At 72.6% G+C, this 20021-nt stretch carries 13 protein-coding genes; 6 read left to right on the top strand and 7 right to left on the bottom strand.

Annotated elements, in window-relative coordinates; all coding sequences use genetic code 11:
* A partial coding sequence (locus tag AB0E91_RS25340) for a maltotransferase domain-containing protein (RefSeq protein ID WP_361786872.1) occupies positions 1-1055 on the bottom strand: 1055 nt, incomplete at its 3' end.
* A gap of 1087 nt (positions 1056-2142) precedes the next feature.
* Here AB0E91_RS25340 and AB0E91_RS25345 point away from each other — a divergent pair.
* Positions 2143-4761 carry a glycosyltransferase family 1 protein gene (locus tag AB0E91_RS25345; protein ID WP_361786241.1) on the top strand — a complete coding sequence of 873 codons (2619 nt, stop codon included), beginning with the start codon at positions 2143-2145 and terminating at the stop codon, positions 4759-4761.
* 212 nt (positions 4762-4973) lie between these two features.
* The gene (locus tag AB0E91_RS25350) at positions 4974-5168 is read left to right on the top strand and encodes a hypothetical protein (protein ID WP_361786244.1); all 195 of its coding nucleotides are present in this window, start codon (positions 4974-4976) and stop codon (positions 5166-5168) included.
* A 4-nt stretch (positions 5169-5172) separates the two neighbouring features.
* Here AB0E91_RS25350 and AB0E91_RS25355 read toward each other — a convergent pair whose 3' ends face one another.
* From AB0E91_RS25355 to AB0E91_RS25375, 5 genes are all read right to left on the bottom strand, one after another.
* Positions 5173-5694 (bottom strand): DUF1990 domain-containing protein, encoded by a 522-nt coding sequence (locus AB0E91_RS25355; protein ID WP_361786247.1) that lies wholly within the window; start codon positions 5692-5694, stop codon positions 5173-5175.
* Positions 5695-5764: 70 nt separating this feature from the next.
* Positions 5765-7423, bottom strand: a complete 1659-nt coding sequence (locus AB0E91_RS25360) for a M4 family metallopeptidase (protein ID WP_361786250.1) — start codon at positions 7421-7423, stop codon at positions 5765-5767.
* A 263-nt stretch (positions 7424-7686) separates the two neighbouring features.
* Positions 7687-9717 carry a M4 family metallopeptidase gene (locus tag AB0E91_RS25365; protein ID WP_361786253.1) on the bottom strand — a complete coding sequence of 677 codons (2031 nt, stop codon included), beginning with the start codon at positions 9715-9717 and terminating at the stop codon, positions 7687-7689.
* 321 nt (positions 9718-10038) lie between these two features.
* Entirely contained in the window at positions 10039-11967 is a 1929-nt protein-coding gene (locus tag AB0E91_RS25370; RefSeq protein ID WP_361786256.1) for an ABC transporter ATP-binding protein, read from the bottom strand.
* On the bottom strand, positions 11964-13814 hold the full coding sequence (locus AB0E91_RS25375) for an ABC transporter ATP-binding protein (protein ID WP_361786259.1): 1851 nt from the start codon (positions 13812-13814) through the stop codon (positions 11964-11966). The genes AB0E91_RS25370 and AB0E91_RS25375 overlap by 4 nt, the downstream gene beginning before the upstream one ends.
* A 218-nt stretch (positions 13815-14032) precedes the next feature.
* Between AB0E91_RS25375 and AB0E91_RS25380 the strand changes: the two genes are divergently transcribed.
* Genes AB0E91_RS25380 through AB0E91_RS25395 form a run of 4 tightly spaced genes read left to right on the top strand, consistent with a single transcriptional unit; the run spans position 14033 to position 17675 of the window.
* Positions 14033-14941, top strand: a complete 909-nt coding sequence (locus AB0E91_RS25380; protein ID WP_361786262.1) for an ABC transporter ATP-binding protein — start codon at positions 14033-14035, stop codon at positions 14939-14941.
* 56 nt (positions 14942-14997) lie between these two features.
* A complete protein-coding gene (locus AB0E91_RS25385; protein ID WP_361786875.1) occupies positions 14998-15747 on the top strand; it encodes an ABC transporter permease in 750 nt (249 codons plus the stop codon).
* 43 nt (positions 15748-15790) lie between these two features.
* Positions 15791-17041: a sensor histidine kinase gene (locus AB0E91_RS25390; RefSeq protein ID WP_361786878.1), complete on the top strand. Its 1251-nt coding sequence runs from the start codon at positions 15791-15793 to the stop codon at positions 17039-17041.
* Positions 17031-17675 (top strand): response regulator transcription factor, encoded by a 645-nt coding sequence (locus AB0E91_RS25395; RefSeq protein WP_361786265.1) that lies wholly within the window; start codon positions 17031-17033, stop codon positions 17673-17675. The genes AB0E91_RS25390 and AB0E91_RS25395 overlap by 11 nt, the downstream gene beginning before the upstream one ends.
* Before the next feature lie 30 nt (positions 17676-17705).
* On the opposite strand, the gene glgX is transcribed toward AB0E91_RS25395, so the two are convergent.
* Complete coding sequence (glgX, locus tag AB0E91_RS25400; protein WP_361786881.1) at positions 17706-19892, bottom strand: glycogen debranching protein GlgX; 2187 nt, start codon at positions 19890-19892, stop codon at positions 17706-17708.
* Positions 19893-20021: the final 129 nt, after the last annotated feature.

Here is a 20021-nt window from a genome sequence, read left to right on the forward strand (position 1 = left end):
GGGTAGATGTCCTGGTACTTCTTCGGCGGGTTCTCGGCGTAGGCGATGGTGCCGTCGGGGCGGTGGTGGAACCACTGGGGGTGCTTCTCCACCCAGGGGTGGTCGGGGGAGCACTGGAGGGCGAAGTCGAGCGCGATTTCCAGGCCCAACTCGCGCGCACGGCTTACGAAGTGGTCGAAGTCCTCGATCGTCCCCAGCTGGGGGTGGATGCTGTCGTGGCCGCCCTCCGGCGAACCGATCGCCCACGGCACGCCCACGTCGTCCGGTGTCGCGGTGAGCGTGTTGTTGCGGCCCTTGCGGTGCGTGGTGCCGATGGGGTGGATCGGGGGGAGGTAGACGACGTCGAAGCCCATCTCCGCGATGGCCTCCAAGCGGCGCTCGGCGGTCCGGAAGGTGCCGTGCGGCTGCTCGACCGTCCCCTCCGAGCGCGGGAAGAACTCGTACCAGGAGCCGTACAGCGCACGCTCGCGCTCGACCAGCAGGGGCAGCGGATCGGACGCGGTCACCAACTCCCGCAGCGGATAACGCTCCAGGACCTCCACGACCTCGGGCGCCAGAGCCGCCGCCAGGCGCCAGGACGCCGGACGGTCCTCGGCCCGCAGCGCCGCCGCCGCCTCCAGCACGGTCTTCCGCCGCTCCTCCGGCACCCCAGCCGCCGCCCGCTCGTACAGCCGCGCGCCCTCGTCCAGCACGAGACCGGTGTCGATACCCGCGGGAATCTTGATCCCGGCCGTGTGCCGCCAGGTGGCGAGCGGGTCCGACCAGGCCTCCACGGTGTAGGTCCAGTGCCCGGTCGCGTCCGCGCTCACATCCGCGCCCCAGCGGTCCGTGCCGGGGGCGAGTTCCCGCATCGGCGTCCAGGGCCCGGCGCGGCCGTCGGGGCCGCGCAGCACGACATCGGCGTTCACGGCGTCGTGCCCCTCCCGGAACACGGTCGCGCTGACCTGGAACACCTCCCCGACGACAGCCTTGGCCGGCCTGCGGCCGTGCTGCACGACGGGGCGTACGTCGAGGACGGGGATGCGGCCTACGACGGTGGGGGGCTGTGGGGCGATGACTTGGGCGTGTGGGGAGGGGGGCTGGACGGGGGCGATTTGTGTGTGCCGGGCCGGGGGCTGCGCGGAAGGGGCTTCGGGGTGCGGTGACGCAGGCTGCGCGGCGATGGCTTCGGCGGGCGAGGGCGAGGGCTGCGCGGCGATGGCTTCGGCGGGCGAGGGCGACGGCCGCGCGGCGACGGATTCGGCATGCGGGGACGAAGGGCGCGCATGCACGGAGGCGTCGGCTCGTGTTGTCCCCGCCGGTCCGCGCCGGGCGCGAGTGGCCTCAGCATGAGCGGCCTCCGGCCCCGGGCGGCCGGTTCGGGTCCGCTCCGCCTCCGGCCCTCCGGCTTCGGCCCGTTCCGGTCCCGGCCCCTTGGCCTCGACTCGCTTCGGCCCCGGCCGTCCGGGCTTGGCTCGCTCCCGTCCCGTTCGTCCGGCCTCGGTTCGTTCCGACTCCGGTCGTCCGGAGTCCGCGCGCTTCGGCTTCGGGCGCCCTGGCTCGGCCGGACCGGGGCGGGGCGTGGTCTCCGAGGGTGCCGCCGGGTCGGGGGCGTCGGGGGGCCGCGGTTGGTTTCCGGCCGGAGGCTTGGCCGTCGGCGTGTGGTGCTTGGCGGGCATGACCGCTCCTGTCCGCGTCAACGTGGCTATGGGCGGATGGACATGGGGAGGTGGGTCCTGCGGTGGTGCTGTGGTGCGCCTGTGGGGTCGTACCGGAGGAGCCTTCCCACTCGGTTCGGGTGGGCAATCCGGCACTTTGTTAACTACTCGCGCGTATGTCTACGTCCAAGACCGGCCCCTTTTTCGCATTCCCGCCGGGACCGCGTTGACTCCCCAAGAGAAGGTCAGCAACTGGCCTTGTGCGTAACAGGGTTGACTTCCGCACAGCCTGCCCCGGGAGTCGCGGGCGCGCGACGGTGCGGCCCGCCTATTCGGCCGGAAGACGCCGGTGCCCCCGGGTAAAGGCATGTCACCGTTTGCGCCACGTTCCGACCGCTTCACCCGGATGCGTCCCCACCGACCCCCCGGTAACCACTACCGTCGAGAATGACGACGGGACGCACAGCGCTGTGCGTCCCTCCTAGCGACGCGTCCGAGGTGGAAATTGAAGGCCATCCGTCGGTTCACCGTCCGTCCCGTTCTCCCCGAACCCCTGCGCCCGCTGAGTGATCTGGCGAGGAATCTGCGCTGGTCCTGGCATGTGGAAACGCGCGACCTGTTCCAGGCGGTGGACCCCGAGCACTGGGCGGCCGCCGGAGGCGACCCGGTGCGGCTGCTGGGCCGGGTGAGTCCCGTACGGCTCGCCGAGCTGGCCGAGGACCGGCGGTTCCTGCGCCGTCTCGCGGCGGTGGCCGGGGACCTCGGGGACTATGTGAGCGGCGACCGCTGGTATCAGCACCAGGGCGACGGGCTGCCCGCCGCCGTCGCGTACTTCTCGCCCGAGTTCGGCATCACCGCCGCGCTGCCCCAGTACTCCGGCGGCCTCGGCATCCTCGCCGGCGACCACCTCAAGGCGGCCAGCGATCTCGGCGTACCGCTGATCGGGGTCGGCCTGCTCTACCGGCACGGCTACTTCCGCCAGACCCTCTCCCGCGACGGCTGGCAGCAGGAGCACTACCCGGTGCTCGACCCCAACGAGCTGCCCGTGACCCTGCTGAAGGAGGCCGACGGCACCCCCGCGGGGGTCCGGCTCGCGCTGCCCGGCGGCCGCGCGCTGCACGCCCGGATCTGGGTGGCGCAGGTCGGCAGGGTGCCGCTGCTGATGCTCGACTCCGACGTGGAGGAGAACGACCTCGGCGAACGCGGCGTCACCGACCGGCTCTACGGCGGCGGCAGCGAACACCGGCTGCTCCAGGAGATGCTGCTCGGCATAGGGGGTGTGCGGGCGGTGCGGACATACTGCCGTCTCACCGGCCACCCCGAGCCCGAGGTGTTCCACACCAACGAGGGGCACGCCGGTTTCCTCGGTCTGGAGCGGATCGCGGAGCTGTGCGAGGGCGGGCTCGACTTCGACGCGGCGCTGGAGACCGTGCGCTCCGGCACGGTGTTCACCACGCACACCCCCGTCCCGGCCGGGATCGACCGCTTCACCCAGGAGCTGATCGCCCGGTTCTTCGGGCCGGACGGCGAGCTGCCCGGTCTCGACGTACGGCGGATTCTCGCGCTCGGCACCGAGACGTATCCGGGCGGCGAGCCGAACCTGTTCAACATGGCCGTGATGGGGCTGCGCCTGGCGCAGCGGGCCAACGGGGTGTCGCTGCTGCACGGGCAGGTGAGCCGGGGGATGTTCGCCGGGCTGTGGCCCGGGTTCGACACCGAGGAGGTGCCGATCACCTCGGTCACCAACGGGGTGCACGGGCCGACCTGGGTGGCCCCGGAGGTGCTGCGGCTCGGCGTACGGCAGCTCGGCGCGCAGCGGGCCGAGGACGCGCTGGCCACCGGCGGCTCCGAGCGCTGGGACGCGGTCGCCGACATCTCCGCGCAGGAGATCTGGGACCTGCGCCGCACCCTGCGCGAGCAGCTCGTGTTCGAGGTGCGGGACCGGCTGCGGGCCTCCTGGCGGCAGCGCGGGGCGGCCGGGGCGGAGCTGGGCTGGATCGACGGGGTGCTCGACCCCGACGTGCTCACCATCGGGTTCGCCCGCCGTGTGCCGTCGTACAAACGGCTCACGCTGATGCTGCGGGACAAGGCGCGGCTGACCGAGCTGCTGCTGCATCCGGAGCGGCCGTTGCAGATCGTCGTCGCGGGCAAGGCGCATCCGGCGGACGACGGCGGCAAGCGGCTGGTGCAGGAACTGGTGCGGTTCGCGGACGATCCGCGGGTGCGGCACCGGATCGTGTTCCTGCCGGACTACGGCATGGGGATGGCGCAGAAGCTCTACCCGGGCTGTGACGTCTGGCTGAACAACCCGCTGCGCCCGCTGGAGGCGTGCGGCACCTCCGGGATGAAGGCCGCGCTCAACGGCTGTCTCAACCTGTCGGTGCTGGACGGCTGGTGGGAGGAGTGGTTCCAGCCGGACTTCGGCTGGGCCATCCCGACGGCGGACGGCGCGGCCACCGACCCCGACCGGCGGGACGACATCGAGGCGGCGGCCCTCTACGAATTGCTCGAACAGCGGGTCACCCCGCGCTTCTACGAGCAGGGCCGGGGCGGGCTGCCCGACCGCTGGATCGAGATGGTCCGCCAGACCCTCACCCTGCTCGGCCCGAAGGTGCTGGCCGGGCGCATGGTCCGGGAGTACGTCGAGCGGCTCTACGCTCCCGCCGCCCAGGCCCACCGGGCCCTGGACCCCGGCACCGCGCGGGATCTGGCCGGCTGGAAGGCCCGGGTGCGGGCGGCGTGGCCCGGGGTCAGCGTGGACCATGTGGAGACGACCGCCCCGGCGGCCACCGCCGAACTGGGGACGAGCGTCGGACTGCGGGTCCGGGTCGGCCTCGGCGATCTCACCCCGGACGACGTGGAGGTCCAGGTGGTCTCGGGGCGGGTGGACTCCGGCGACCGCATCACGGACGCGAGCGCGGTCCCGCTGAAGCCGGTGGGCAACCCCGACCTGGAGGGCCGCTGGCTGTACGAGGGCCCGCTCTTCCTCGACCGCACCGGCCCCTTCGGCTACACGGTCCGCATCCTCCCGGCCCACCGCCTGCTGGCCTCCCCGGCGGAGACGGGTCTGGTGACGGTTCCTCCGGAGGACGCGGTGGAGGTGGCGGGGGTGCTGCTGAGGTAACGGGGTGGGCAGGGGGTGCGGTCGTCGCTAGAGTGTAAAGAACACGTCAAGAACGGGTGGGAGCGGCGCGCTGTCTCCGCGGCACGCCGCTCGTGAGGACGGCCCTGACGACGACCCGCCCGACACTCCGGAGCCCCGCACCCCATGACCTGGCAGTGGATTCTCCTTGCGACGCCTTGCTCGCCGACCGCGTACGCCCGAGCGGTGGCCGCGTGAACCGGGCCGCGCGTCTCGTGCTGTCCCTGCTCCTCTGGTGGCTGGCGGCCGGGCTGGCGTTGTGGCTGCTGGGGCTGGCGTTCGGTCGGCCCGCGTCCTTCCTCGGCTGTGCGCTCTCCGGGCTGTTCCTCGGGGCGGTCGGGGAGTTCGGCGACTGGATGCGGCGCCGGGTGAGGAGGAGCCGCGCGTGAGGGTCTACGACTCGTCCTCGTCGGCGCACAGCCGCTTGAGGACCTTGCCGCAGCGGCGGGCGTACGCGTGCTGGAAGGCCCGGGCGGCGGGGCCCGCCGCGTGGGCGTACCACTTGGCGGGGCGGCTGTAGGCGGCGACGGTGAGCCAGACCGTGCCGTCGCCGGTGCGGGAGACGACGAAGGCCTCCTCGCCGCATTCGGGGTGGCCGGGGAGGGTGCCGTAGGCCCAGCCCGCGCGGCGGGGTTCGTCGGCCGTCCAGACGACCCGGCAGGGGGCCTTGATCAGGCCCGCGAGACCGACGGTGACGTCCACGCCGGGGGCCGCGCGGTCGGCGGTGGTGTCCATGGCGACGCCCATCTCGCGGTGCATCTCCCAGGTGAGCAGCGCCTGTGCGGCCCGGTGGAAGAGGCCCGTGCCCTCGCCGATGCGGGTGCGGACGTAGAGGTGGTGGAAGCCGGGCGGGCAGACGGCGAGGTCGTCGCGCGTCGCGCCGACCGGCTCGTACGTGTAGGGCGCCGAGGACATGGGTCACAAGAGTAGGGCGCCCACCGGAAGAGCTCCTTCCCGGGGGCGCCCTGGCTCAAGTGGCCTTGCGCTAGCTGACGTTGACCGCCGACCAGGCCGCCGCCACCGCGCTGTACTCGGCGCTGCCGGAGCCGTAGAGGGCCGTCGCCGCGTTCAGTGTGCCGGTGCGGGCGGCCTTGTAGTTGGTCGTCGACGTGAAGTACGTCGTGAGGGCCTTGTACCAGATCTGGAGCGCCTTGGCGCGGCCGATGCCGGTGACCGTGGAGCCGTTGGAGGTCGGGGAGTTGTAGGACACCCCGTTGATCGTCTTCGCCCCGCTGCCCTCGGAGAGCAGGTAGAAGAAGTGGTTGGCGACGCCGGAGGAGTAGTGCACGTCCTTGCTGCCGACGGAGGAGGACCAGTAGTCGGCGGAGCCGCCGTCCTTGCTGGGCTTGTCCATGTAGCGCAGCGGGGTGCCGTCGCCGTTGATGTTGATCTTCTCGCCGATGAGGTAGTCACCGGGGTCCGAGGCGTTGGCGGCGTAGAACTCCACGCCGGTGCCGAAGATGTCGGAGGTGGCCTCGTTCAGACCGCCGGACTCGCCGCTGTAGTTGAGGCCCGCGGTGTTCGAGGTGACGCCGTGGCTCATCTCGTGGCCCGCGACGTCGAGCGAGGTCAGCGGGTGGGTGTTGGAGGACCCGTCGCCGTAGGTCATGCAGAAGCAGCTGTCGTCCCAGAAGGCGTTGACGTACGAGCTGCCGTAGTGGACGCGGGAGTAGGCGCCGACGCCGTTGTTCTTGATGCCGGTGCGGCCGAACGTGTTCTTGTAGAAGTCCCAGGTCTCCTGCGCGCCGTAGGCCGCGTCGGCGGCGGCGGTCTCGTCGGTGGTGGAGCTGGAGGCCGTGCCGGTTCCCCACGTGTTGGTGGTGTTGGAGAACAGGGTGCCGGTGCCGGAGCTGGTGGTGTGCTTCAGGTTGTACGTCTTGTGGCTGCCGCGTGAGGCGTCGGTCAGCGAGTACGTCGAGCCCGACAGGGTGGTGGTGAGGCTGACGGTGCCGGAGTAGAGCGTCTTGCCGGTGCCGGTCGCGTTCTCGATGCCCTGGTACTCGAAGAGCTTCTTGCCGGTGGCCGCGTCGGTGATGACGTGGAGCTGGTTGGGGGTGCCGTCGTCCTGGAGGCCGCCGACGACGGTCTCGTAGGCGAGCACGGGCTTGCCGGAGCCCGCCCAGATCACCTTGCGGGCGCCGTCGGGGGCGGACTCGGCGGAGCCGAGGGTCCTGGCGGCGCCGACGGCCTGCTTCTCCGCCGTGGCGGCGGTGATCTTCGGCGTGAGCGAGGCCACCGCGATCGTCGAGTTGGTGGCGCGGGTGACGCCCTCGGCCTTGCCGGACTCGGAGGTGTGGACGACGAGGTCGCCGCCGAGCACGGGCAGGCCCGCGTAGGTGCGCTCGTAGCGGGTGTGGACGGTGCCGTCCACGTCCTTCACGACGTCTCTGACGACCAGCTTCTCCTGGGCGCCGAGACCTATGTGCTGCGCGGTCTCGGTGGCGTCGGTCTGCGCCTGTTGGATGAGGCCGGTGCGGGCGGCGGCCGACAGGAGGGTGGGGGCGCCGGCCAGGGGCTTGGCGGCGGCCGAGGTGGGCTGGGCGCTGGCGTTGGTGGCCAGTCCGGTGGAGATGAGGGCACCGGCGGCGACGGCCGTGGCGATGGCGAGGGTGGTGCGCTTGTGACGCGCGTAGAGGGGGCTCACAGTAGCTCCTTCGCGTGGGGGAGTCCGGGCGGCGTGGGGTCACCGTCCGGGGTGGGGCTGAAGTTGCTGTGCTGCTGCGGCGGGTGGGGGAAGCGTGGCATCACGGACGCGTACATGTCATGACCCCGAGGTGATGTTGGCTGAAAAGAGGCGTCCGATAGTTGTTGCGGCCGTGTGAACAGGTGCCGTCCGGGGCGTGGAAACCCCGGACGGCACCGGGTTCACAGGGTTCACCGGGCCGTCGGCCACGGCCCGGCGGCCGTTTACGGGAAGGTCACCTTCCAGCCGTTGATCCGGCCGGTGTCCTGGGCCGCCTTGTCCTGGACCTTCAACGTCCAGGTCCCGTCGGCCGGTTCGGCCGAGGCGTCCACCACATAGGTGTCGTCGACGTCGTCGCCCGAGTCGGAGGAGCTGAAGTCCTTCAGGCGGTACGAGGCGCCCGAGGGGCCGACCAGGTCGATCACCAGGTCACCGCGCCAGGTGTGGGTGATGTCCACCGTGACCCGCAGGTTGCTCGGCGCGTTCCCGCCCCGCCCCGCGACCGTGATGGCCGAGGTGACCGCGGGCCCGTTGTCCGGGATCGCCACCTGCGTGGTGCTCTCGTACGAGGTGCCGGTCTCACCGCCGGGCCGGGTGCCGACCCCGACGCCCGCCCACGCGTCCTGCACCGCCAGGTACTCCGGGCTGTCCGTGCCGTACAGCTCCCCGGCGGCCGCCAGGGTGCCGGTGCGGGCGGCCTTGTAGTTGGTGGTGGAGGTCCACTTGGTGGTCAGCGCCCGATACCAGATCTGCAGCGCCTTGTCCCGGCCGATGCCGGTGACCGGAACGCCGTCGGCGGTGGGCGAGTCGTAGCTCACGCCGTCGATGACCTTGGCGCCGCTGCCCTCGCTCAGCAGATAGAAGAAGTGGTTCGCCGGGCCCGACGAGTAGTGCACGTCGATCCCGCCGAGGCCGGAGTACCAACTGTCCTTCGACGCACCGTCCTTGCTCGGCTTGTCCATGTAACGCAGCGGTGTGCCGTCGCCGTTGATGTCGATCTTCTCGCCGATGAGGTAGTCACCGGGGTCGGAGCTGTTGTTCGCGTAGAACTCCACACCGGTGCCGAAGATGTCGGAGGTCGCCTCGTTCAACCCGCCCGATTCACCGCTGTAGTTGAGCCCGGCGGTGTTCGACGTGACGCCGTGGCTCATCTCGTGACCGGCCACGTCCAGCGCCGTCAGCGGGTCGGCGTTGTTCGCGCCGTCGCCGTAGGTCATGCAGAAGCAGGAGTCGCTCCAGAAGGCGTTGATGTACGCATTCCCGTAGTGCACACGGGAGTAGGCGCCCACGCCGTCGTTCCTGATGCCGGTGCGGCCGAACGTGTCCTTGTAGAAGTCCCAGGTGGTCGCGGCCCCGAAGTGCGCGTCCGCGCCTGCCGTCGCCGCGTCCGACGTGGTGCCGTTGCCCCAGGTGTCGGAGGACTGGGAGAACAGGGTGCCGGTGCCGGAGGAGCCCCGGTTGAGGTTGTACGTCTTGTGGCCGCCGCGCGCCCCGTCGGTGAGCGTGTACGCCGACCCCGACTGGGTGGTGGTCAGCGGGACCTGGCCGCTGTACTGGGTGTTGCCGACGCCGGTCTCGATGCCCTGGTACTCGTAGAGCTTCGCGCCGGTCGTGGCGTCGGTGATCACGTGCAGCTCGTTGGGCGTGCCGTCGTCCTGGAGGCCGCCGACGACCGTCTCGTACGCGAGTACGGGTGTGCCGGAGGCGGCCCAGATCACCTTGCGCACGCTGTCCGCGGCGGACTTGGTGCCACCGAGGGTCTTCGCACGGCTCACGGCCTGCTGCTCGGCGGCGCCCTTCGTGACGGCCGGGGTGAGACCGGCGACCTTCAGCGTGGCGCCGGTGGCGCGGATGACGCGCTGCGTCGCGCCGGACTTCGCGGTGTCCACGATCAAGTCGCCGCCGAGCACCGGCAGTCCGGCGTAGGTGCGCTCGTAGCGGGTGTGCACGGTGCCGTCGCCGTCCTTGACGACATCGCGGACGACCAGCTTCTCCTCGGCGCCGAGCCCGATGGAGCGGGCCGTGGCGGCCGTGCCGGTGTCGGCGTGCCGGATCAGCTCCGTGCGCTGGGCGGGGGAGAGCCGTACCGCCGTGTGCGCGGGATCGGCCTTGCGGGGATGCGGAGCGGCCGGGGCGGCGCTCGCGACACCCGACTGGACGGCGGCGGCCAGCAGGGCGGCGACACCGGCCAGGGCGACGACGGCGGTGCGACGGGGGGAGGGGGCGATACGTCTGCGGGAGGAACTGCTGCTCAACACTGACTCCTTCTGCATGGCCGCCGGTCGTGCGGCCAGGGGAGACCGGACGTTGGTCGAGCGCCCGGGCAGAACAGGGCTGTGCGCGGAACCTGTACGCGTGCGGGAACCGGCCCACACGGTGCGCCGTGAGAGCTGTGGGGCTGCTGTGAGCCGGTACGACAAGGTTGTCAGGCGAGCGGGACAACTGTCATGACCGCAAAGGCAAGTTGGCCGGAATGGACTTCGCGGCAGGGGCGGGCGGGACGTGGCCCGCCCGCCGCGCCCGCCGCGCCCGCCGCGCCCGCCGCGCCCGCCGCGCCCGCCGCGCCCGTCCGCCGGTCAGCGCCGCGCCAGGCTCTCCCGCCAGGCCCGGTGCAGGTCCGCGAACCTGCCGGTGCCGTCGATCAGGGTCTTCGGCTCGCCGTCCTCGACGATCCGCCCGCCCTCCATCACCAGCACCCGGTCCGCGATCTCGACCGTGGAGAGCCGGTGGGCGATGACCACGGCGGTGCGGCCCCGGAGGACGGTCGCCATCGCCCGCTGCACCGCGCGCTCGCCCGGGATGTCCAGCGAGCTGGTCGCCTCGTCCAGGATCAGGACCGCCGGGTCCGCCAGCAACGCCCGTGCGAAGGACACCAGTTGGCGCTGCCCGGCCGAAATGCGCCCCCCGCGCTTGCGCACGTCGGTGTCGTAGCCGTCGGGGAGGCGGCTGATGAACTCGTGGGCGCCGATGGCCTTCGCCGCGCGCTCGACGTCGGCGCGGTCGGCGTCGGGGCGGCCGATGGCGATGTTGTCCGCGACCGTGCCGGAGAACAGGAAGGACTCCTGGGTCACCATCACGACCGCGCCGCGCAGCTCCGCGGCCGGCAGCTCGCGCAGGTCCACCCCGTCGAGCAGCACCCGCCCGTCGGAGGGGTCGTAGAAGCGGGCGACCAGCTTGGCCAGCGTGGACTTGCCCGCGCCCGTCGAGCCCACCACGGCCACCGTCTGCCCGGCCGGGATCGTCAGGTCGAAGCGGGGCAGCACCTCGCCACCGGTGCGGTAGGCGAAGCCGACCCCCTCGAAGACGACCTCGCGACCGGTGAACCCGGCCCGCACCGGCGGGAGTTCACGTGGTGAGACCGGCTCCGGCACCGAGGGCGTCTGGGCCAGCAGACCGGCGATCTTCTCCAGCGAGGCGGCGGCCGCCTGATAGGAGTTGAGGAACATGCCGAGCCGGTCGATCGGGTCGTACAGCCGCCGCAGATACAGCACCGCCGCCGCGAGCACACCGAGCGCGAGCGAGCCGGTCGCCACCCGGTAGGCGCCCCACAGCACGATCGCCGCGACCGTGGTGTTGGCGACCAGTCGGGAGCCGGTCACGTAACGGGCCATCTCCAGGAGGGTGTCGCCGTTGCGCAGCTCGTAACTCCGGTTCAGCACACCGAAACCGGCGTCGTTCACGGCCTCCCGGCGGAAGGCGCGCACCGGACGGATGCCGTTCATCGTCTCCACGAACTTGACGATCACCGAGGCCATCGCCGTCGAGCGCGCCCGGTACGCCCGCCCCGCGCGCCGCTGGTAGATCCGCACCAGCATGTACAGCGGAACGAACGAGGCCACCGCGACCGCGCCGAGGCCGACGTCCAGCCACAGCAGCAGGGCCGCGATGTAGACGAACGACAGGACCACGCCCACGAGTTCTTGCAGCCCCTCGCCGAGGAGTTCGCGCAGCGCCTCCACGTCCGCCGTGGCGCGGGAGATCAGCCGCCCCGAGGTGTACCGCTCGTGGAAGTCGACGCTCAGCGCCTGCGCGTGCCGGAAGATACGGCCGCGCAGATCCAGCAGCCCGTCCTGGTTGACCCGCGCGGACGTCTCGATGAACGCGAACTGGAAACCGCCGGAGCCCAGCGCGCACAGCGCGTACCCCACCGCGACGGCGAGCAGCGGCCCGTGGTCGTGCCGCCCGAGCGCGGGCACGGCGGTGTCGATGGCGTACGCCACCAGCAGCGGGCCGGACTGCGCGGCCGCCTGCTGGAGCAGCAGCAGGAGCACGGTGAGGGCGACCCTGCCCTTCATGGGCGCGAGGAGCGAGCGCAGCAGGGCGCCGGTGGCGCCGTCCGGGGCGGGCAGCACGTCGCGGTCGAAGGGGTCGCCGCCCGAAGTGTGCCCGGGTGGGGCGGATTCGGGTTCCGGCAGGCCGTCGCCCGTGCCGTGCCGGTGCGGGGCGGACTCGGGCTTCGGCAGGTCGTCGCCCGTGCCGGGGGCGGCGGACGCGGTCGTCGTCATCGGCGGTCCTCCGGGGCGTGGGGGGTGGTCTCGTGGTGGGAGGTCTCGTGGGGGCCGGTCTCGTCGGGGGTCGGCCCGCCCGACATCAGACGGGCGTACTCGGCGTTCGTGCGCAGCAGTTCGCGGTGCGTGCCGACGGCGGTGATCCGGCCGCCGGAGAGCAGGGCGACCCGGTCGGCGAGCAGCACCGTGGAGGGGCGGTGGGCCACGATCAGCGCCGTGGTGTCCGCGAGGACCTCCCGCAGCGCCGCCTCGACCGCCGCCTCCGTGTGCACGTCCAGCGCCGACAGCGGGTCGTCCAGCACCAGGAACTCCGGGCGCCCGACGACCGCGCGGGCCAGCGCCAGCCGCTGCCGCTGCCCGCCGGAGAGGCTGAGTCCCTGCTCCCCGACCCGGGTGTCCGGGCCCTCGGGCAGCTCGTGCGCGAAGTCGGCGCGGGCCACCGCGAGCGCCCGGTCCAGGTCGGTGCGCTCCGCGTCCTTCCCGGCGCCCATCAGCACGTTCTCGGCGACGCTCGCGGAGAACAGCGTCGGCTCCTCGAAGGCGACGGCGACCCGGGCGCGCAGCTCCGCGCGGGACATGGCGGTGATGTCGACCCCGTCCAGGGTGATCCGGCCCCGCGTCACCTCGTACAGCCTCGGGACGAGCGCCGTGAGCGTCGTCTTGCCGCTGCCGGTGGCCCCGACCAGCGCCATCGACTCACCCCGCCGGACATGCAGGTCGACCCCCTCCAGCAGCGGAGCGGTGCCGGGCGGCACATCGGGGTGGCGGAAGCCGACCCCCTCGAACCGGAGCCCGCCCGCCTCCTCGTCCTCGCGCGCGGCGGGCGGTACGGGCGCGTCCCCGGCGTCCTCGGGCGCCTCGTCCATCACCTCGAAGTACCGTTCCGTCGCGGTCGCCGCCTCCTGGGTCATCGCCAGCAGGAAGCCGATGGACTCCACAGGCCAGCGCAGCGCGAGCGCCGTACTGAGGAACGCGACCAGCGTGCCCGCCGACAGGCCGCCGTCCGCCACCCGCAGCACGCCCAGGACCAGCGCCGCGCCGATCGCCAGCTCGGGCAGCGTCATGATGACCGCCCAGATCGCGGCCAGCAGCCGCGCCTTGTGCAGCTCCGTGCCGCGCAGCCCGGCCGCCACCTCCCGGAAGGCACGGGCCTGGCTGCGATGGCGCCCGAAGCCTTTGACCACCCGGATGCCGAGCACGCTCTCCTCGACCAGCGTCGTCAGATCGCCCACCTGGTCCTGGGCACGCCGCGACGCCAGCGCGTACCGCCGCTCCACGACCGCGCAGGCGACGACCACCGGCACGGCGGGCCCGAGGACGACGAGGCCCAGCGCCCAGTCCTGCACCAGCATGATCACCACACCGGCGACGATCGTCACCGAGTTGACGATCAGGAACGTCAGCGGGAAGGCGAGGAACATCCGCAGCAGCATCAGGTCGGCGGTGCCCCGGGAGAGCAACTGGCCCGAGGGCCAGCGGTCGTGGAACGACACCGGCAGCCGCTGGAGGCGCCGGTAGAGCGCGGCCCGCAGGTCGGCCTCCACCCGCGACAGCGGCCGCGCCACCAGCCACCTCCGCAGCCCGAACAGCAGCGCCTCGGCGACCCCGAGCAGCAGCAGCCACAGCGCGCCGAGCCACACCCCCGACGGGTCGCGACGGGCGACCGGACCGTCCACCATCCACTTCAGCACGAGCGGGATCACCAGGCCGGTGCACGAGGCGACGACCGCCACGGCGACGGCGGCGCCCAGCCGGACCCGTACGGGCCGGACGAAGGGCCACAGCCGTAGCAGGGTGCGCACCGTGGAGCGCCGGACCTCGGGGTTCGTGTGTGTAGTGGCCATCATCGCGAGCGTACGGACGCGCACCGCCGCCGCCCACCGAGTTTTGGCCGGACCCGTATCCGCCCGCAGACCTACGACCAGCGGGTTCGCGGGGCCGCGCACGGAGGTCGTGGCCCGGGGGCCGGGGAGGTCGTAGCCCAGGATCAACCGATCGGATGATGCCGCTTCGAGCGCGACGGCCGATGTGGCCGGTGCCCTCCGCCCGCGAACCTCGGACCATGGCATCCGTCATCGAAGTCACCGACCTGCGCAAGTCCTACGGCGGCCGCACCGTCGTGGACGGCGTCTCCTTCGCGGTCGAGGAGGGCGAGATCTTCGGCGTCCTCGGCCCCAACGGCGCCGGCAAGACCACCACCGTGGAGTGCGTGGAGGGGCTGCGCGTCCCCGACGCGGGCCGCGTCCGCGTCACCGGCCTCGACCCCGTCGCCGACCACGCCGAGGTCGCCCGGGTCCTCGGCGCCCAGCTCCAGCAGAGCGAACTCCAGCCCAAGCTCACCGTGCGCGAGGCACTGGAGCTGTACGCCTCCTTCTACCCGGCACCGGCCGACTGGCGGACCCTGGCCGAACGCCTGGACCTGACCGACCGGTTGGACACCCGCTTCGCCAGGCTCTCCGGCGGGCAGCAGCAGCGGCTGTTCATCGCGCTCGCACTGATCGGCCGCCCGCGCGTCGTCGTTCTGGACGAGCTGACCACGGGGCTCGACCCGCGCGCCCGCCGGGACACCTGGCAGCTCATCGAGGAGGTCCGCGCGAGCGGGGTCACCGTCCTGCTCGTCACCCACTTCATGGAGGAGGCCCAGCGTCTCTGCGACCGGATCGCGGTGATCGACAAGGGCCGGGTGGCCGCCCTCGACACCCCGGCCGGGCTCATCCGCCGCTCGGCGGGCGCGACCGTCATCAGCTTCACCCCGTCCGCCCCGCTGGACGACGCCGACCTCTCCGCCCTCCCCGGCCTCGCCTCCGTCGCGCACAAGGACGGCCGGATCACGCTCTCCGGCACCGACGCGACCGTCGACGCCGTCCTCACCCTGCTCGCCCGGCACCGCGTCACCGCCCACCAGTTGCGCGTGTCCGACGCCACCCTCGACGACGCGTTCCTGGACCTCACCAAGGAGGCCGCCGCATGAACACCACAGCCCCGGACAGCGCAGCCGCGAACACCCCGGCCCCGCGCACCCGGTCCCTGAACACCACTCTCCTCAACACCGCAGTCCTGCGCACCGAGTTCCGCCTCTTCCGCCGCGAACCCGGCGCCGTCTTCTGGATCCTGCTGTTCCCGACCCTGCTGCTGGTGATCCTCGGCTCGATCCCCACCTTCCGTGAGAGCGACGACGCGCTCGGCGGGCAGCGGCTGATCGACGTCTACGTCCCCGTCGCCGTCCTCATCTCCCTGATCATGGCGGGGGTCCAGTCGATGCCGCAGACCCTCACCGGCTACCGCGAGCGTGGCATCCTGCGCCGCATGTCCGCCACCCCCGTACGCCCCGCCGCGCTGCTGACCGCCCAGATGACCGTGCAGGGCGCGGCCGCCCTGGTCTCGGCGCTGCTCGCGCTCGCCGTCGGCCGGATCGCCTTCGGTGTACGGCTCCCCGAGCAGTCCCTCGGCTATCTGGTCGCCCTCGCGCTCGCGGCCCTGGCCGCCCTCGCCCTCGGCTCGGTCGTGGCCGCGGTGTCCGGCACCACGAAGATCGCCGGGGCGGTCGGCACGATGGTGTTCTTCCCGATGATGTTCTGCGCCGGGCTCTGGGTGCCCGTGCAGTCCATGCCGCACACTCTCGGACGGATCGTCGGCCTCACCCCCTTCGGCGCCGCCGCCCGCGCGCTCGGCGAGGCCGCCACCGGCCACTGGCCGGGCTGGGAGCACCTCGGCGTGCTCGCGACCTGGACCGTCCTGCTCACCGCGGCGGCGGCCCGCTGGTTCCGCTGGGAGTGAGCGCATGCCCCACACCGACACCGCCGTGCCCGACACTGAGGGGATGACGCGGACGGCGGAGCGCGAACGGCATGCCTTCTTCGACAGCTGGGGGCCCTACGCGCTGCTCGCCGCCGGTGCGCTGACGGCGGCCGGATCGGCCCGGCTCGTCGGCATGAGCCGGGCCGAACTGTACGTCTCCGGCGTGCTGGTGGTGTTCGCCGTCGCCCTGCAACTGGCCTGGGGACGCGTCAACCGCGGCCGGCCGGGGGCGAGCCGTACCGGGGCGGCCTTCTACTTCGTGCGGTGGGCCAACGGGTTCGTCCTGACCTGGCTCAACCCGTTCTTCGCCTTCTACGCCGTCACCGGGTACTACAACGGCGCCCGGCAGCTGCCGCGCCGGCTGATGATGCCCGGCCTGTGCCTGACCGCCGCCACCATGGCGGGCAGCGAGATCGGTGGGATGCCCCCGCGCGGGCCCGTGCTCTGGCTGGGCTTCGTGGTGGTGTTCGGGGTCAACATCGGCATGGTCGCCCTCTTCACCCGCTTCAACGAACAGGAGCAGGCCCGCGCCCGCGAACAGGCCGGGACCATCGCGGAACTGGAGCGCACCAACACGGCGTTGCAGCAGGCGCTGGACGAGAACGCCGCTCTTCACGCCCAACTCCTCGTGCAGGCGCGGGAAGCGGGCGTGGCCGACGAACGCCGCAGGCTCGCCGCGGAGATCCACGACACCATCGCCCAGGGGCTGACCGGCATCATCGCCCAGCTCCAAGTCGTGTCGGGCGCACAGGACTTGGCGACCGCCCGCACCCACCTGGAGCGAGCCTCCGCACTCGCCCGGCACAGCCTCGGCGAGGCCCGCCGCTCGGTGCACAACCTCGCACCCGTCGCCCTCGCCGCCGACGGACTGCCCGAGGCGCTGAAGAAGACGGTCACCGAGTGGGGCGAACGGACCGGAATCCGCGCCGAGTTCACTGTCACCGGCACCGCCGAGCAGCTCCACGAGGAGGTCGCGGCGACCCTGTTGCGCATCGCCCAAGAGGCCCTGTCCAACGCGGCCCGGCACGCCCGCGCCCACCGCCTCGGCGTCACCCTCTCCTTCATGGGCGACGAGGTCGTCCTCGACATCCGCGACGACGGCACCGGCTTCGACCCGGCCGCGCTGCCGCCCCGCACCCGCGCCGGAGGCTTCGGTCTCGACGGCATGCGGGCCCGCGCCGAGCGCATCGCGGGCACCCTCACGGTCGAGTCCGAACCGGGCCACGGCACGGCCGTCTCGGCTCGCGTACCGTTGGTGCGCGATGACCGCTGACACCCCGATCACCCTGCTCGTCGTGGATGACCACCCCGTCGTACGGGACGGTCTGAGCGCCATGTTCGCCTCCGCGCCCGGCTTCACCGTGCTCGGCGAGGCGGCGAACGGCGTCGAGGCCGTCGAGCGGGTCGCCGCCCTGGACCCGGACGTGGTGCTGATGGACCTGCGGATGCCCGGCGGCTCCGGTGTCGACGCCATCCGCGAGCTGACCCGGCGCGGCGCCCGCGCCAAGGTGCTCGTCCTCACCACCTACGACACCGACTCCGACACCCTTCCGGCCATCGAGGCGGGCGCCACCGGCTACCTCCTCAAGGACGCCCCGCGCGACGAGCTGTTCACCGGCGTCCGCGCCGCCGCCGAGGGCCGCACCGTGCTCTCCCCGGCCGTCGCCTCCCGCCTCGTTTCGGCGGTCCGCGCACCCGCGACCCCCGGCAAGGAGCCGCTGTCCGCGCGCGAGCGCGAGGTCCTCGCCCTGGTCGCCCGGGGCACCTCCAACCGGGAGATCGCCCGCGAGCTGTTCATCAGCGAGGCGACCGTGAAGACCCACCTCACCCACCTCTACACCAAGCTCGGCGCCAAGGACCGCGCGGCGGCGGTGGCGGCGGCGTACGAGCGGGGCATCCTCGGTTAGCCCCCGAACAGGCCCCGTACACAGCCGAGTTCAGCGCACCCGCAGCAACAGCACCGACCGCGCCGGAAGCGGGATCTCCGTCCCCGCCGGGTGGACCGTCCCCGGCGCACCGGTCTGCTCCTCCAGGGAGGTGTCGACCACCACCTCGTACGACTCCGCCCACGGCGCCCCCGGCAGCGTGAAGCCCACCGGCTCCCCGCCCGCGTGCAGCACGGCGAGGAAACTGTCGTCGAGGACCGGCGCGCCCCGCTCGTCGCGCCCCGGGATGTCCCGGCCGGACAGATACATGCCAAGCGTGGCGGCCGGGGCGTACCAGTCGCCCTCCGTCATCTCCCTGCCGTGCGCGGTGAACCAGGCCAGGTCCCGCAGCCCGTCCGCCGAGTGCGCGCGGCCGGAGAAGAAGGCGCTGCGGCGCAGCACCGGGTGCCGGTGGCGCAGGGCGATCAGCCGCGCGGTCAGGTCGAACAGCGGCCGCCACTCCGGGTCGTCGAGCAGCGACCAGTCCACCCAACTGGTCGCGTTGTCCTGGCAGTAGGCGTTGTTGTTGCCGCCCTGCGTGCGCCCGAACTCGTCCCCGGCGACCAGCATCGGCACCCCCGTGGACAGCAGCAGCGTGGTCAGCAGGTTCCGCAACTGCCGCCTGCGCAGGGCCCGTACGCCCTCGTCGTCCGTCTCGCCCTCCGCCCCGCAGTTCCAGGAGCGGTTGTCGTGGGTGCCGTCGCGGTTGTCCTCGCCGTTGGCCTCGTTGTGCTTGTGCTCGTACGACACCAGGTCGCGCAGGGTGAAGCCGTCGTGCGCGGTGATGAAGTCGACTGAGGCGTACGGGCGGCGTCCGCCCCAGGCGTACAGGTCGCTGGAGCCGGAGAGCCGGTAGCCCATCTCCCGTACGTCCGGCAGCGCGTGGCGCCAGAAGTCGCGCACGGTGTCGCGGTAGCGGTCGTTCCACTCGGTCCACAGCGGCGGGAAGGCGCCGACCTGGTAGCCGCCCGAGCCGATGTCCCACGGCTCCGCGATCAGCTTCACCCGGCGCAGCACCGGGTCCTGCGCGATGACGGCGAGGAACGGCGAGAGCATGTCCACGTCGTGCATGGAGCGGGCCAGCGCGGCCGCGAGGTCGAAGCGGAAGCCGTCCACGCCCATCTCGGTGACCCAGTAGCGCAGCGAGTCGGTGATCAGCCGCAGCACCTGGGGCCGGACCACGTGCAGGGTGTTGCCGCAGCCGGTGTAGTCCGCGTAGCGGCGCGCGTCCTGCTGGAGGCGGTAGTAGCCCCGGTTGTCGATGCCCTTCAGGGACAGCGTGGGGCCCAGCTCACCCGCCTCCGCCGTGTGGTTGTAGACCACGTCGAGGATCACCTCGATCCCGGCCGCGTGCAGCGCGCGCACCATCCGCTTGAACTCGCCGACCTGTTGTCCGGCCGTACCGGAGGCGGAGTAGGAGGCGTGCGGGGCGAAGTAGCCGATCGAGTTGTAGCCCCAGTAGTTGGTCAGGCCCCGGCGCAGCAGATGGTCCTCGTGCGCGAACTGGTGGACGGGCAGCAACTCGACTGCCGTGACGCCCAGTTGCGTGAGGTGCTCGATCGCGGCGGGGTGGGCGAGCCCGGCGTAGGTGCCGCGCAGCTCCTCGGGGACGCCCGGGTGCCGTTTGGTGAAGCCCTTGACGTGCAGCTCGTAGATGACCGAGTCCGCCCACGGTGTCTTCGGGCGGCGGTCGTCGGACCAGTCGTCGTCGTCATGGACCACCACGCCCTTGGGCACGAAGGGCGCCGAGTCCCGCTCGTCGCGCACGGTGTCCGCGACCCGCTGGTCCGGCCAGTCCCGGACGTGCCCGTACACCTCCGGTGGCAGCGTGAACTCTCCGTCCACGGCGCGCGCGTACGGGTCGAGCAGCAGCTTCGCCGGGTTCCAGCGGGCGCCCGTCCACGCGTCCCAGCGGCCCTCCACCCGGTAGCCGTAGCGGGTGCCCGGCAGCACGCCCGGCACGAAACCGTGCCAGATCTCGTGCGTCAGCTCGGTCAGCCGCACCTGTGTCTCGCGGCCCCGCTCGTCGAACAGGCACAGCCGGACCGCCTCGGCCCCGCCCGCCCACAGCGCGAAGTTGGTGCCCGCCACCCCGTCCGGGCCGGTGCGGAACCGGGCCCCCAGCGGGGTCGACGACCCCGGCCACACGGGCGGGCCCGGTGGCACCGCGCGGTGGCCCTCGCGCACCACGGCGGTCACCGGGCCGCCCTGTGCGGGCGGCTGTCCCGCCCGCGCCCGCCGCTCGGCTGCGCTCGTCACCAGTCGGCCCCTCTTTCACGGCTCGGTCCCGGGGCGCGCACGGCCGAGCCGGGCGGCCTGCCGCGTCCC

The organism is Streptomyces sp. NPDC026659, assembly GCF_040638245.1.
Classification (GTDB): Bacteria; Actinomycetota; Actinomycetes; order Streptomycetales; family Streptomycetaceae; genus Streptomyces.

What these genes read in the sequence shown, in the direction of transcription:
- AB0E91_RS25355 (WP_361786247.1), bottom strand. Translation starts at nt 5,694, where the DNA reads ATGTCCTCGGCGCCCTACACGTACGAGCCGGTCGGCGCGACGCGCGAC.
- AB0E91_RS25375 (WP_361786259.1), bottom strand. Translation starts at nt 13,814, where the DNA reads ATGGCCACTACACACACGAACCCCGAGGTCCGGCGCTCCACGGTGCGC.
- AB0E91_RS25390 (WP_361786878.1), top strand. Translation starts at nt 15,791, where the DNA reads ATGACGCGGACGGCGGAGCGCGAACGGCATGCCTTCTTCGACAGCTGG.
- AB0E91_RS25380 (WP_361786262.1), top strand. Translation starts at nt 14,033, where the DNA reads ATGGCATCCGTCATCGAAGTCACCGACCTGCGCAAGTCCTACGGCGGC.
- AB0E91_RS25370 (WP_361786256.1), bottom strand. Translation starts at nt 11,967, where the DNA reads ATGACGACGACCGCGTCCGCCGCCCCCGGCACGGGCGACGACCTGCCG.
- AB0E91_RS25395 (WP_361786265.1), top strand. Translation starts at nt 17,031, where the DNA reads ATGACCGCTGACACCCCGATCACCCTGCTCGTCGTGGATGACCACCCC.